General features: G+C 66.1%; 9 protein-coding genes. 2 read left to right on the plus strand and 7 right to left on the minus strand.

Annotated elements, in window-relative coordinates:
* Positions 1 to 269: 269 nt before the first annotated feature.
* The 4 genes from E5E96_RS01915 to E5E96_RS01930 all read right to left on the minus strand — a co-directional run bounded on the left by E5E96_RS01915 (position 270) and on the right by E5E96_RS01930 (position 4,805).
* Positions 270 to 1,553 (minus strand): glycosyltransferase, encoded by a 1,284-nt coding sequence (locus E5E96_RS01915; RefSeq protein ID WP_171281449.1) that lies wholly within the window; start codon positions 1,551 to 1,553, stop codon positions 270 to 272.
* Positions 1,553 to 2,428: a TauD/TfdA family dioxygenase gene (locus E5E96_RS01920; RefSeq protein ID WP_024944250.1), complete on the minus strand. Its 876-nt coding sequence runs from the start codon at positions 2,426 to 2,428 to the stop codon at positions 1,553 to 1,555. Before E5E96_RS01920 ends, E5E96_RS01915 begins: the two co-directional genes overlap by 1 nt.
* Positions 2,429 to 2,438: 10 nt before the next feature.
* Positions 2,439 to 3,413, minus strand: coding sequence for an L-tyrosine/L-tryptophan isonitrile synthase family protein (locus E5E96_RS01925; protein ID WP_011707054.1), 975 nt, complete (start codon positions 3,411 to 3,413; stop codon positions 2,439 to 2,441).
* Positions 3,414 to 3,968: 555 nt separating this feature from the next.
* Positions 3,969 to 4,805: a patatin family protein gene (locus E5E96_RS01930; RefSeq protein WP_049048193.1), complete on the minus strand. Its 837-nt coding sequence runs from the start codon at positions 4,803 to 4,805 to the stop codon at positions 3,969 to 3,971.
* Positions 4,806 to 4,945: 140 nt separating this feature from the next.
* Here E5E96_RS01930 and E5E96_RS01935 point away from each other — a divergent pair, with 140 nt between their 5' ends.
* Complete coding sequence (locus tag E5E96_RS01935; protein ID WP_171281450.1) at positions 4,946 to 6,307, plus strand: endonuclease/exonuclease/phosphatase family protein; 1,362 nt, start codon at positions 4,946 to 4,948, stop codon at positions 6,305 to 6,307.
* Positions 6,308 to 6,363: 56 nt separating this feature from the next.
* Here E5E96_RS01935 and E5E96_RS01940 read toward each other — a convergent pair whose 3' ends face one another.
* The 3 genes from E5E96_RS01940 to dsrO are packed head-to-tail and all read right to left on the minus strand — an operon-like array spanning position 6,364 to position 11,355.
* On the minus strand, positions 6,364 to 9,471 hold the full coding sequence (locus E5E96_RS01940; protein ID WP_171281451.1) for a tetrathionate reductase subunit A: 3,108 nt from the start codon (positions 9,469 to 9,471) through the stop codon (positions 6,364 to 6,366).
* Complete coding sequence (nrfD, locus tag E5E96_RS01945; protein WP_171281452.1) at positions 9,471 to 10,577, minus strand: NrfD/PsrC family molybdoenzyme membrane anchor subunit; 1,107 nt, start codon at positions 10,575 to 10,577, stop codon at positions 9,471 to 9,473. Before nrfD ends, E5E96_RS01940 begins: the two co-directional genes overlap by 1 nt.
* Positions 10,567 to 11,355 carry a sulfate reduction electron transfer complex DsrMKJOP subunit DsrO gene (dsrO, locus tag E5E96_RS01950; RefSeq protein ID WP_171281453.1) on the minus strand — a complete coding sequence of 263 codons (789 nt, stop codon included), beginning with the start codon at positions 11,353 to 11,355 and terminating at the stop codon, positions 10,567 to 10,569. The genes nrfD and dsrO overlap by 11 nt, the downstream gene beginning before the upstream one ends.
* A 259-nt stretch (positions 11,356 to 11,614) precedes the next feature.
* Here dsrO and E5E96_RS01955 point away from each other — a divergent pair, with 259 nt between their 5' ends.
* Positions 11,615 to 13,582 carry a PhnD/SsuA/transferrin family substrate-binding protein gene (locus E5E96_RS01955; RefSeq protein ID WP_171281454.1) on the plus strand — a complete coding sequence of 656 codons (1,968 nt, stop codon included), beginning with the start codon at positions 11,615 to 11,617 and terminating at the stop codon, positions 13,580 to 13,582.

A 13,582-nucleotide genomic window follows, 5' to 3' on the forward strand; every position in this document is an offset into this window, starting at 1 on the left:
GTGTGGTTTCCTGTACCAAGTTGGCCGACGGCCATTTCATCCTCGGTCTGGCCCGTGACGAGTCACCTTGCGTCCGAGGTCGATTACCGAGCGCGCATTCTTTCCTGAGTCGGCCAAAAATTCAACGTCGGGATCGCTCTTTTTGCATGAAAAAGCGCATCCGGCGCCGCTGACGCCGCCTCTTGTCACCCTGGCCACCCTAGCAGCCACAAACTGAGCGCAAGCTGAACAACAGGGAGGCCATCGAGCCTCCCTGTTTCATCACGGGATCACCCTTGCCCGCCGAGCAGGGCCGCTACCGTCCCGACGATGGCGGCGCGGGCATCGAGCGCAGCCATCTCGTCGGCCAGCAGCCGGGCCCTGGCCCGATAGCGCGGCTCGTGCACCAGCTTGCGCACCGCCGCCGCCACCGCGTCCGCCGTCGGCTCGTTGCTGTGCAGATTGATGCCGGCACCGCTCCACGCCACCCGGGTGGCCACCTCCGCCTTGTCCTCCCCGGTGCCCGCCACCACCAGCGGCACTCCATGGGCCAGCGCGGCCTGCACCGAGCCATAACCGCCGTTGGTCACCAGCACGGCGGCGCGGGGCAGCGCCAGCTCGAACGGCACGTGTTCGGTGACGATGGCATTGGCCGGGACGGCGGCGCCCAGCCGCGCCGGATCCCGCCCGCCGGTGGTCAGCAGCAGTTGCAGTTCGTCGCCGGCCAGCCCCTGCATGGCCGGGATCAGCAGTTGCCCCAGATCCACGTTGGCCAGGGTGCCCTGGCTGACGATGACCAGCGGCCGCTCATCGAGCCGCTCCCACCAGGGCGGTGGCGTCAGCTCAATCCGGGGTGGCAGCAGCGGGCCGACATAACGGATCAGCCCCTCCAGCTCCGGCCGCTCGTATTCAAAGCCGGCGCAGGAGAGCTGCAAAAAGGCATCGGGGGCCGTCACCATCACATCGGTGAAGGGAGCCGTCAGCGGCGGCGCCCCCGCCTCGGCCAGCGCGGCATCGAAGCTCTGCTGTACCTCCCTTTGCAGTTGCCGGGTCGGCTCATCGAGCCAGGGCAGCTCGCCAAGGGAGCGGCGCAACTCGGGAGGAATGCGCGGGCCGTAGAAGATGGCATCCGGGCTCGAGAAGGAGACCGGGTTCACCCCCAGCATCAGGATGGGAAGGCGCCGCCCGTCCCTCTGCTGCAACAGCGGCAGCACGCCGTAGAAGCCGTTCTCCACCAGCAGCAGATCCACCCCCTCCGTCGCGAGCAGCGCCCGCAAATGGCTATCGTGCTGCGCCATGGGGGCGGCGAAGAAGCGCTTGAGTGCCAGCGCCATCTGGGTGGCGCCGCTCAGGCTGGCCCGCTCGGGAAAATGCCGCTCCAGCGCCCGGTAGTCAAAGTCCACCTCGGGGGCGAAGGGCACGAATTCGGCGCCGGCTGCACGGATGCGCTGCTCGAACAGGGCGCCGCACAGCATCAGCACCCTGTGCCCTTCCTCCACCAGCAGACGGGCCGCCGCCAGCATGGGATTGACGTGGCCCGGGGTGGCGGTGGCCGCCAGCAAAATGGTCGCCATCACGCCGCCCCTTGCGGCGCCAGCGCCGGGTTGAGACAGACCGGGCTGGCCTGGATGTGGACCCGCTGGATATGGCGAGCGGAACGGGCGGTGAACCCCTCGCGGCCGTGCAGCAGACCGAGGTTGTCGGCGATCACCACGTCTCCCCCTTGCCACTGGTGGGCATAGAAGTAGCGCGGATCGTAGAGCCGCTGGTGCAGATCCTGCAGGAAGGCGGCCTGCTCGGCCGGTGCCACCCCCTCAATCTCGAGGGCATGCTGATTGAGAAAACGCACCCCCTCCCGCGGCGGCTCGTTGTAGCGCAGTACCGTTTCGCCGCTCACCGGGTGGGGCACCAGCAGCGGCGAGCGCACCTGGCCGCCGTAGTGCACCACCTGCTTGATGCGATAGGTGATGTGCACCCGCTCCCAGCGGGCCAGCCGCTCGCCGTCGAGTTCGGTGAGCAGCTGACGGGTATTGATGAAGGTGGTGCGCCCCCCTTCGTCCGCCGCCGGGGCGTGCACGCAGTGAAACAGCTGGAACTCGGGCAGGGTCGGCTTGTACATGCCGTCCCAGTGCAGCGGCACATAGCTGGAGTCGAAGATGTGGTCGGTGGCGTTCTCGTGCTCTTTCACGTCCAGCACGGCGCCGAAGGGCCACATCATGATCTCGCCCCACCCCTCGCCGTAGCGGGTCAGCCGCTCGGGATCGGTGAAGCCGGACTCGAACCCGCGCAGGATCAGCACGCCGTGACGGCGGGCCAGTTCGCGCAGCGCCTCGATAGCCAGGCTCTGCACCGGCTGGGCGTTACGGGCCGGTTCAATCAGCAGGCCGAACGGGGCCTGTGGCAGGATGCGGCAGCGCTCGCCACCGAGGGTAACGATGGATGCAGTCATGGGAAACTCCTCAGGCGGCGGCCTGCTTGCCGTTGATCAGGTAGTGGCTCGGACGGCCGTGGATATGGACCAGCTCATGCTCCATCGCCAGCACGTCGCGCCGCTTCATCAGCACGAACTGGCCATCCAGGTTGGCCGCCACCCCGTGCCAGGGGGTGAGCCAGTCATCCCGGGTCGGCAGCATGTGGATGCCCATCTTGAGGCTGTGGCTCGCCTGGGGGTGGATGGAGAGACGGATCGCCTCGGGGAAGCGCTCCGCCAGCAGGTTGCCCCAGGCGCGGCTGCGCTGGATCACCGCATGGGTGCGCGCCTTGGCATCCCGCTGCAACGCCGTGTTGGAGAGCGGGGTGTCCGGCAGTTGGCTGTCTTCATAGAGGAAGCGGGTCATGGCGCGATAGAGGCGAATGCCCTCCTCGGTGCTTCTTACCTCTTCCGTTATCTGTGCCAGCGGCTCGGCATAGCGCTCTACCAGCTGTTCGCGCAGAGTGTCGAAGTCGCGGCTGGCGCAAAACTCGGCCATGCCCGCCACCATGCCCAGGTGGAAGACCCCGAGGTGGGTCGCCCCCAGCTCCAGGATCAGCTGCTCGATGTGGGCTTGATAGGCGTCGATGGCCGGGTCCGCCACCCGGATGAGGTCACCGAACACGTGGCCGTCCGAGCAGATGAGGATCCGCATGCCGGGCGCGTAGTGCAGCTGGATACGCTGGCAGAGGTGGTTAAGAAAGCTGAGGGAGAGCCGCTCCGCCATGTCCGGCAGGGTACCCAGCACCTTGTTCGGATTGGGCGACTTGGTGGGGAAGGCGGGCAGCACGCAGGTGATGGTCTCGCCCCGCTCGATGAAGGCCTGCAGACGGGGGATCTGGATGGCGGCCACCTCTGCTTCCTCCTGCTGCCGATCCAGAATGGGATCGGGGAAGCGGCGGCGATAAGGCAACAGCTCGGCAAATATATTTTGGGCAATATGATGGGAAGATAAACCACTCATTATTCCGGCTCCTTTGGCAGGATTAAAATCAATAAAGATGACTCTTTATCAATGCGTCCAGTCTCTGTTGTTATTATTTTTGTATCCGTTTGCTACCCAAACGAATCGAGAGGGGACAGTAGCCGAGATGAAGTCAGGCTATCAATTCGCCATTGATGTAAACAGATTCAACCCGCAGCGAATAATCTATTTCGCATAAGTTAAGTTGAACTATACATATGAATAAAAACAGATTTTATTTAAATTGATGCGTATCAAATATCACCAATCAGAAAAGTTCCCCAACCGCTTTATTATTCGGTCACAATTTGACTCGTGGATTATTTAGCACAACTTAATAGTGATATTTTTTCATGGCGGCAATCCTGACCATTTCGCTGTAAATATCGCAAATAATTATCCAGCTACATATTAAGCAGACCAACCGAGTGCAGCCACCGCCGCGCAAAAGGGGAATGAGCGGGCGAAATGACGCGTCGCAGATCTGCTGCACCATCGCCATGCGCTTTCATGGTGGCGACCCCGATCGGGGCCGCAACGGTGTGCAAAGAGCGCCTAAGCGCTCCCTAGGTAGTCGAGGGCCGCCTGCCAGCCCATCTGGTAACCCTGCTCCAGCCGCCCCCGGTCGGTGGTCATGCGGCCGACCCGAAAACCCGCCGGCGGCACTATGACCCGGATGCGGCAATCGGCCGGCGGCTGGCGGATGAAGTCGATGGCATCGTTGTAGCTTTGATGACGCGACAGGCTAGCCCGAGCCAGGGCCGGCGTCTCGCGCAGCAGATAGCGATGCAGGGCTGGCAGGCGCGGCGCCCGCTTGCGATAGCCCAACGGGCGGGAGAGCACCACAGTGATGTCGCGCGCCCCCTGCTCATAGGCGTGGCGCACCGGAATGGAGTCGGCCACCCCGCCGTCCGTCATGGCCTCCCCGTCGATGCGCACGAAATCCCGGTAGACCAGCGGCACCGAGCAGGAGGCCTTGATCTGCTGCTCCAGCTCGGCGGCGTTGGCCTTGAGGTAGGCGGCCTGGCCGTCCGCTACCCGGGTGGCCACCACGGTCAGCGGCACCGGGTTGGCGGCAAAGCGTGCCAGATCGAGCCGGCACTCGCGGATGGTGATCGCCCACAGCCAGTCGAGATCAAGCCAGTGTCCGCCGCGCAAGAACTTGGCCAGGTTGATGAACTCGGGACGGCAGGAGTAGTCGGTGATGACGTTGTGGTTGCGCCCCTGCTGACCGGCCAGAAAGGCCGCCAGATTGACCGCCCCGGCCGATACCCCGATGCAGTGATCAAACGCCGTGCGGCCTTTGGCCAGAAACGCATCCAGCACCCCGGCGGCGAAAATGCCGCGCATGGCGCCCCCCTCGACCACCAGGGCCGTCTGTCGCCGACTCATCTCGCCTCCCCGTTTTGCTCTGTGAATGGTCTCACACTTTGGCCCATTCAGAGCCCGACTGTCGGCCGGGATCCCTATAATGGGCACGCCTTCGCTCCCCATGAGCAAGGTATAACTTATTGATGCTACGGAATATTACAATGAAAAATATCAGCAAATCCCTACTGGCCGCTGCCATTTCCCTCGGATTGATGGCAGGCTGTAACAGCCAAAATGACTCCGAGACCCCGACCCCCATGGTTCGCTTCGCTACCTTCAACCTCTCCTTCGATCGCACCGCCGCCGGCATGCTCGCCGGTGAACTGGCCCTCAGTCGCACCGAGCAGGATGCCCTGCTGGCCCGCCTCGCCGATGGCACCTTGAGCGGCGCCGAGAAGACCAAGGCCCTCGACGTGCAGCAGATCCGCAACATCGCCGAAATCATCCAGCGCACCCGGCCGGATGTGTTCCTGCTCAACGAATTCGACAATGACGGCAAGGGCGCCGACACTACGGACCTCAAAGCCTTCAACGACAACTACCTGGCCCACGCCCAGCACGACGAGGTGAAGGCCATCAGCTACCCGGTGCTGCAGAACTTTGCCACCAACACCGGTCTGATGAGCGGCCATGACCTCAACCTGGACGGCAAGGTCAACAACGGGCCGGACGACGCCTGGGGCTTTGGCAACTACCACGGCCAGTACGCCTTCGCCGTGATGTCCCAGTACCCCATCGATACCAAGCAGATCCGCACCTTCCAGAAATTCAAGTGGAAGGACATGCCGGGCGAAGTGAACCCCGTCATCGACGACTGCAACAATGCCAAGGCGCCGATCCCGGCCGGCCGCCAGTGCGGCGATGCCTGGTATGACGATGCCGCCTGGCAGGCCTTCCCGCTCTCGTCCAAGAACCACGCCGACGTGCCGGTGCGCATCAAGCGCGGCAACAAGGAGGAGGTGATCCACTTCCTCATCTCCCACCCGACTCCGCCCATCTTCGGCAACGCGGCGCGCCACAACGTCAAGCACAACCGGGCCGAAGTCGCCTTCTGGCAGGATTACGTGGAGACCGCCAGCTACATGGTGGATGACGCCGGCAAGGCGGGTGGCTTGGCCGAGGGTGCCAAGTTCGTCATCGCCGGTGATCTCAATGCCGATCCCCAGATTGGCGATGGGGATCTCACCGCCATTCAGGATCTGCACAACCATGTGCTGGTCAATCAGGCGGTCACCAACGGCGCCCTGATCCCGGTCAGCCAGGGCGGCCCCGAGTGCCTCGCCAGCCAGCCGGATCAGTGCAAGCGCAACAACAACCGCCCCACCCCGGAGCGCATCACCAGCAGCAGCGGCCTGCAGCTCGACCACGTGCTGCCCTCCGCCAACCTGAACGCGGTCGCCTCCGGCGTGTTCTGGCCGGCCAGCTTCGAGCCGGGCTACCACCTGGTGTATGACGCCAAGCTGGGCATCGCCAAGGGCGTCAGCTCGGATCACCGCCTGGTGTGGGTCGACTTCAAACTGTGACAGTGACGCAGAGCAGATAAGCAACGGGGCCCGCAGGCCCCGTTTTCATTGGATCGTCATACCAGCTTCTCCACCCGGGCCGGCAGCCCCTGGCGGGCCGACGAGCCGATGGCCCAGTCCACCAGGGGGTAGCGGCCATGGCGGCTGGGATCCAGCACCGCCAGATCGTTGAGGTTGACCCCGGCTCCGCGCAGCGGATTGGCAACCACTTTCTGACCGTCTATCCAGTGTTCCCGCGCCCCCAGCTCCTTGTGGCCGAAGCCGTGTTCGATGGCGATGGCATCGGCCTGCACCCCGGCCACGCACTCGGCCACCCCGATCACGCTGCCATCCGGGGTGCTGACCCGTACCCTGTCCCCGCTCTCGATCCCCAGCTGCGCCGCCGTCTGCGCATTGAGCCGCACCCGGTTGCTGGGGTTCACCTGGCGCAGGCGATCCGAGCCGATGCTCATGGAGCTCATGGTGTGGGACTTGTAGCTGGTGAGCAGCAGCGGCCACTGGGCCGGCTTGAACGCCTCATTGAGCGGCGTGCCGTCCGCCAGCTGGGGGCGGAAGAAGCGCGGGGTGCCGCTCAAGAACTGGCCGCTCTGGCTGTGACGACGGCTGCCCACCTCGGGGTTCCACACCATCAGCGGCTTTGGCCAGCGCTTGCTCGGTTGACCCGCTTCGTCGCGCCCCTTGGCCGCCGGCTCGAAGCGCCCGCCGCGAGCGAAGAGATAAGCGGCGCGGCCCGCCTCCTCCGCACTCAGGGTGGCGTTCAGCACTGGCAGGATCCGCTCCACCCCGGACCAGGCGAGATCCTCAGGATCTATGGCAGGCACCGGCTCGCCGAGATAGGCGACGTTGGCCGCGCCGTAGAGGGAGAAGTCCGCCGCCCGGTTCAAGCCGTGCACCTTGCCATCCGCCCCTTTGAGCGCCCCCTCGCCAAAGCCCGGCAGTCCCAGCCGTTTGGCCACCGCGATAAAGAAGGACTCCATGCAGACCGGCTCCCCCTCGGCAGTATTGGCAACACGGGGCTCCACGATGGGCCAGCGACCGGTGGAGACCTTGGTCATCACCCCGTGCCAGGCGGTGGCCCAACCCCAGGATTCGTAGGTCAGGGTGTCCGGCACCAGGTAGTCCGACAGCGCCGACGACTCGTTGATGAAGCTGTCGATGCTGATAAAGAGCGGCAGCACCTTGGGGTCTTTCAGTTGCTCACCGATGGCCTTGGCGAGCCCGGCCTGGCCGTATAGAGGGTTGCCCATGTGGTTGATCCAGGCCTTGAGCCGGTAGGGGTAGCCGTTCACCGCCGCAGTCAGGTGTTCGCCGAGCAGTGGGCCCGAGATCGGAAACCAGGGCTCTTGCGCCGGATAGGGATTCTGGCCCGCTTCGCGCTTGCGCCGATACTCAGAGGTCTTCTCGTAGGGGAACTTGGATCGCGACAGGAAGACGCCGGTGGGTTTGACCATGCCGGGGAAGCTCGCCAGATCGTAGCGCGGCCCCGCCCCGAAGGGATCGAACTTGCCGCCGCTCGCCACGGCGCCGCCCCTTGCGTTCAAGTTCCCTACCATGACGTTGAGCATCATGATGGCCCAGGCCGAGTAGAAGCCGTTGGCGCTCATGGTGCCGCCATGGGAAACCACCGCCGCCCGGGTACCATGGCTGGTGAATTCCCGCGCCAGCGCCTCGATATCGCTCACTGGCACGGCGCACTCGGCGCTGTATTGCGCGAGAGTGTGCTCCCGGCACGCCTCGGCCAGCAGCTGGAAGCTGCTCTTCACCATCAGCGCCCCCTTGGGGCCCTGAATGGTGCGATCCACCCAGAGGTTGGCCCGCTCACACTGGTCGGCGGGTCTCGGCTCGCCGCTACCCGCCTCCTCTACCAGCATGGCGTCCCCCTCCCCATAGGCTTCCCCATCAAAGGGCAAGCCAAGATCGCTGGCCCGCAGCATCTGGCCGAAGCGCGGATGCCCCTCGTCACAGACAACCAGATGGCTGGCGTTGCAAAAACCGCGATAGCCGGCCCGCTCGGCGGCGGCAGCATGGGGTGCCGTCAGGAAGGACTCGGCGTAGCGGTCGTTGTCGATGATCCAGCGCAGCATGGCCATGGCCAGCGCCGAGTCGGTGGCAGGGCGGATGGGCAGCCAGCGGTTGGCGGGGGCGGACGGCATGTTCACCGTGTTGGGCAGGCTGGGGGCCACCACCACGTAGGAGAACGGCTTGCCCGGCCGCGCCCGGTTCGCCGCCAGCTGACGGGACTGGCGCTTGAAGGGGTTGCCCGATTGCTGGGGCGAAGTGCCCATGAACAGCAGGAAGTCGCTCTCGTCCCAGTCCGGCTTGAGGTGGGCGTTCTTCTCCAGATCGTCCAGCAGGGCGCCGGCCCCGACCCGGAACGACAGGCCACAGTAAGCACCGTGGTTGGCGAAGTTGCGGGTGCCAAAGCTGTTGAAGGTGAAGCGCTTGATGAAGTGATCCCGCCCCTCGTCCGAGGCGTTGCTCACCAGCAGCTGGTTGGCCCTGGGGCCGTACTCCGGGTTGGCCGGGTCGAGCGGCTCGGCGAGGTTGCGAATGGCCCGCAACCCATCAACCTGGCCCTCGCCAAACAGATCGCCCCCCTCCACCACCTCGGCCACCAGCTGCTCGAAGGGGATGCTCTGCCAGCGGCCGCTGCCACGGGGCCCCACCCGCTTGAGACAGCGGGTGACTCGCTGCGGGCTGTCGAGCTGCTCCAGCATGGCGTTGCCCCGGGCGCAGGCGGTGGAACGCCCGTCCAGCCCCCCTTCCTGGTAGCCGCTGGTAGCGAGCAGCGCCTGCTTGACCGGGGTCTTGAAGTCGATGTGGTGGCGGGCGGAGAGCGGGTGATAGGGGTTGCCCAGGATCCGCACTATCTGGTCGCGCTCGTTGTCGATGCGGGCCCGCACTCCGCACAGGGTCCAGCAGCCGAGGCACATGGTGTTGGCAACCCGCTGGGCCGGGTTGGGGTGCAACTCTCCCTGCTCATCAACCCGGTACTCCACGGCCAGCGAGTTGCCATGGATGGGATCCCGGGTTGGCTGGCCCGAGCTGCCGGTGGCGAGACCAGTCGCCACCTGCTTGAGGGTGTCGCTGTAGCCGGCGACGAACAATCCGGTGCCGCCGGCGATGGCGGCGCCCTTGAGAAACTTGCGTTTGCTGTGATCCATCAGAGTGCCTCGCGTGCAAAAGGAGTGGGTGCCTTGATGGCGGGGGAAACAGAGGGGCGCACCAGCTCCGAGAGGGCCACCAGCAGGGCCAGCAACAGACCGAAGGTGCCGAGAATGCCGAGCACACCGGCCGGGCCCCAGGCAATTTCATAGAGATAGACGCCAGCCCCGTACTTGGGCGCGAGCTGCCCCTGGATCAGCAGCAGCCAGCGCAGGCCCCACACCAGGTGCAGCCCCAGCAGCCCCAGCCCCCAGAGTGCCAGGCGGGCAGAGATCCTTCGCCGCATCAGCATCAGCAGGCTGGCCAGCCCCAGGGTCAGCAACAGCCAGTGGACCGCCAGCCGCCAGCTCGGGTCGAGCCGATAGAGGGCCGCGGCCTCTGCTGCCGAGGCGCCGCCAAACAGGGCCCAGCCCAGCAGGGAGAGGGCCAGCAGGCCTAATGTCCAGCCACCCTGGCGCAGCAGGGTCGACTCGGTCTCGGCCCCCCAGCCCGTCAGCAAGCGGTTGAGCAACAGCAGGGCACTCTGGGCCCCCAGCACGGCGCTCAGGGTCAGCAGCCAGGGCAACCAGGGGGTATGCCAGAGCGGGCGCGCCGCCACCGCCATGGTCTCGAGCCCGGTGTAGAGGGCGATGCTGAGCCCGCTCAGGGCGGCCAGCAGAGAGAGGGGCCGCAGCCAGACGTGCCCCGACCAGTTTCCCAGACAGAGCAGCCTGGCAAGGCGGGCTATCTTGTCCCCTTCTGCACCGCGCCGGGCCAGGGCGGGCCTTAGCAGCAGCCAACCGAGCAGCATGGAGAGCAGGCTGAACAGCGGCAGCAGATAGGCGCCATACCACATGATGGAGCCAACGCGCGTCTGGGCGTAGAAGTGCCAGGCCCGGGCCGGCTGGTGCAGATCCGCGGTCAGGGCGATGGGGGCCACCAGACCGGCCGCCACCATCAGCACCGCCGCGAGGGTCTGCAGCCGCGGGTCCGGCGCCTTGCGCCACAGCTCAAAGGCGCCGAGCCAGAGGGCTCCGTAGGCGAGGCCGATGAGGAAGAAATATTGCACCGCCCAGGGCAGCCAGGTGATGGGCTGAGCCGGGGCCAGCAGTTCGTTAATGACCATGGGCTATCTCCTTGCCATCGTCCGTGAGCAGGGTGCGCAGGGCCGGGTTGCCGTCGACCTTGCTGACGAAGGCCTCGTCCATACCGAGATAAAAGACCCGCGGCTGGGTATTGGCCTCCGGCTTGAGCACCTTGAGCGCTGGCTCGTGTTGGCGCAGCAAGCGGCTTACCCGGCTCTTGGGGTCGTTCAAATCGCCTATGATGCGCGCCTCGCCGACACAGCTCTCGACGCAGGCGGGCAAGAGCCCCGCCTCCAGCCGATGGGCGCAAAAGGTGCACTTGTCGGCGGTGTTGGTCTCGTGGTTGATGAAGCGGGCGTCGTAGGGGCAGGCCTGCACGCAGTAGCCGCAGCCGACGCACCAGTCGTTGTTGACCACCACGATGCCGTCATCGCGCTGGAAGGTAGCGCCGGTGGGGCAGACATCGAGGCAGGCGGGCTCGGCGCAGTGGTTGCACAGCCTCGGCAGCATCAAGAGAGAGGCGGGAGCCTCGAGGGCGGCCACGTCGCTCACCTCGTACTGGCTCACCGTGGTGCGAAACTGGCCGAGGGGAGGCTGATTTTCGATGGTACAGGCCACGGTGCAGGCCTGACAGCCGACGCAGCGGCGCAGGTCGATCAGCATGCCGTAACGCTTGCGCCCGTCCCCCCGGTGGATGGCCGCCCGCCCGTTGCGGGGAGCGGGAACGGACTGCGCCTGAACCTGGGTGACGGGGATCAGGGCCGCCCCTGCGGTGAGGGCGGCGATCCCGGATAACAATCGGCGCTTGCTGGGCTCCATGGCGTCTTTCCTTCTGCTGAGCTGGCTTGAAAGGGGTTGGGCCGATTGTCCTCAACGCAGGAAGTCGCCTCTATTGTGGTTTTCCACATACCGGGAGCCGGGTTGATCCAGCGCAATAAAAAATACCCCAGCCCTGCTGAACTGTGACCGGGGCGGCGTTTGCCGCCCCTCCCGGCCCCGTTCGCGTGCAAGCGCGCGCCCCGGTGATAGACTGCCCCCTTTGCACCGAGAGGAGAGCCCCCTGCACGCCCCAGTTCCCTTGCCCCTGCTCAGCCTGCTGCTCTGGCTCGCCCTGTCAGCCCTGCCGCTGCGGGTGCAGGCCGCCCTGACTCCCTCTTTGCCAGCGCCGGCCCGACAGGAATCCGCCCCATCCCAGGCCACGCCGGTGCAGGCCTTGGCCGAGCCGATACGCATCGGCGTGCTGGCCACCCGCGGCCCGGCCTTGGCGAGAGCCCAGTGGCAACCGCTGCTGCGCTGGCTGGCACAGCGCGTGCCCGGCCATCGCTTCGTGCTGCATCCGCTGGGGCTCGATGAACTGGCCGAGGCCGTCGCCCGCGAGCACCTCGATTTCGTCATCACCAACCCTGGCCAGTCGGTGAGTCTGGCGCGCCAGTACCCGCTGGCTTGGCTCGCTACCCTCAAGAGCCCGGCCGGGGGGGACAACCTCGCCATCGGAGCGGCGCTGGTGGTGCCCGCCCCAGCCCCCTACCGACACTGGCGTGACCTCGAGGGGCAAGCGGTCGCCGCCGTTTCGGAGAACGCCTTCGGCGGCTACCTCGCCTATCGCTTCGAGGCGGGCGAACAGGGGGTCAGGCTGGAGCACTTCTTCTCCACCGTGCAGTTCACCGGCTTTCCGCTGGACCGGCTCATCGAGCGGCTGGCGGCAGGTGAGGTGGCCGCCGCCATCGTGCCGGTGTGTCAGCTCGAGCGCATGGAGCGGGAAGGCAAGGTCCCCAGGGGGGCATATCGGGTGCTGGACGATCAGGCGCCGGCCGGCTTTGGCTGCCAGAGCTCGACCCGGCTCTACCCCAACTGGTCCTTCGCCAAGACAGAGCGGGCCTCCCCCGCCCTGGCGCTGACGGTGACCCGTGCGCTGTACGGTCTGCCCGCTGATAGCGAGGCGGCCATCGCCGCCGATTCGGCGGGCTGGACCGTACCCACCAGCGAGCTCGCCATCGACCGCCTGCTCAAGGCGATGGATCGCCACCCGCTGCAGGGCCCCTGGTGGCAAGCGGCCTGGCACTGGCTGCGCCAGCATCAGCAGTGGGGCTGGGGCGCCCTGGCGCTGGTACTGCTGCTGGGGGGCCACCACCTGCTGCTGCAATACCTGTTCAACCGCAGCCAGCACCGGCTGCTCAAAGCCCGCCACCAGCTCGAGCAGAAGGGACGCCAGCTGGCACAGGCCAGACGGCTCGCCGAACTGGGCGAGCTGGGCGCCAACGTGGCCCACGAGATCAATCAGCCCCTCAGCGCCATCGCCAACTACAGCCAGGGGGCCTTGTTGCGACTGGACAAATTGGCACAGGATCCGGCCCAGTCTGCCGCCCAGGCCTCCCTGCGTCAGGCCCTGGAGCAGATAGGGCTCCAGGTCCAGCGCATCACCCAGACCGTCAACCGGCTCAGGGCCAGGCTGCAAAAGCGCCCTCCCCGCTTCGATCCTTGCGATCTGCCCACCCTGGTGGCGGAGTTGCGCCCCCTGCTGGAGCAGATGCTGGCGCCCCTCGACGTCGCCTTCTCCCTGCACTGGCGGGGCCAGCCGCGCCGGCTGCCTCTGGATGGCACCGGGATGGAGCAGTTGCTGGTCAACCTCATCAAGAATGGCGCCGAGAGTGCAGCGAAGAGTGCGGCGCAGAGTGTAGCGAAGAGTGCGGTGAAGAGGGCCCACGCTGCTGTTCACTCTCCTGCTCACCCCCCTACGCAGACACCGGCACAGGCGCCTGCCCGGGTCGAGCTGCTGATCGCCTTCGAGGCGCAGAGGTTGCTGCTGGAGATCCGCGACAACGGCGCCGGCCTGAGGGTCCCCGCCACCGAACTGCAGCAGGCGTTTTACAGCGACAAGCCGGATGGCATGGGGCTGGGGCTGGCCATCTGCCGGGAGGTGGTCGAGAGCCATCGCGGCCAGTTAACCCTGGAGAACCTGAGCCCCCAAGGCTGCCTGGCCCGGGTCATCCTGCCCGTGCCACCACCCGAACCCCTCCCTTCATCCACCGACATCCCGAGGAACTGA

Source organism: Aeromonas sp. 1805 (assembly GCF_013085525.1).
Lineage (GTDB): Bacteria > Pseudomonadota > Gammaproteobacteria > Enterobacterales > Aeromonadaceae > Aeromonas > Aeromonas hydrophila.

Bases quoted from the DNA above. Each gene is read 5' to 3' on its own strand.
- nrfD (WP_171281452.1), bottom strand. From the start codon at position 10,577: ATGGTCATTAACGAACTGCTGGCCCCGGCTCAGCCCATCACCTGGCTG.
- E5E96_RS01920 (WP_024944250.1), bottom strand. From the start codon at position 2,428: ATGACTGCATCCATCGTTACCCTCGGTGGCGAGCGCTGCCGCATCCTG.
- dsrO (WP_171281453.1), bottom strand. From the start codon at position 11,355: ATGGAGCCCAGCAAGCGCCGATTGTTATCCGGGATCGCCGCCCTCACC.
- E5E96_RS01925 (WP_011707054.1), bottom strand. From the start codon at position 3,413: ATGAGTGGTTTATCTTCCCATCATATTGCCCAAAATATATTTGCCGAG.
- E5E96_RS01915 (WP_171281449.1), bottom strand. From the start codon at position 1,553: ATGGCGACCATTTTGCTGGCGGCCACCGCCACCCCGGGCCACGTCAAT.
- E5E96_RS01940 (WP_171281451.1), bottom strand. From the start codon at position 9,471: ATGGATCACAGCAAACGCAAGTTTCTCAAGGGCGCCGCCATCGCCGGC.
- E5E96_RS01935 (WP_171281450.1), top strand. From the start codon at position 4,946: ATGAAAAATATCAGCAAATCCCTACTGGCCGCTGCCATTTCCCTCGGA.
- E5E96_RS01930 (WP_049048193.1), bottom strand. From the start codon at position 4,805: ATGAGTCGGCGACAGACGGCCCTGGTGGTCGAGGGGGGCGCCATGCGC.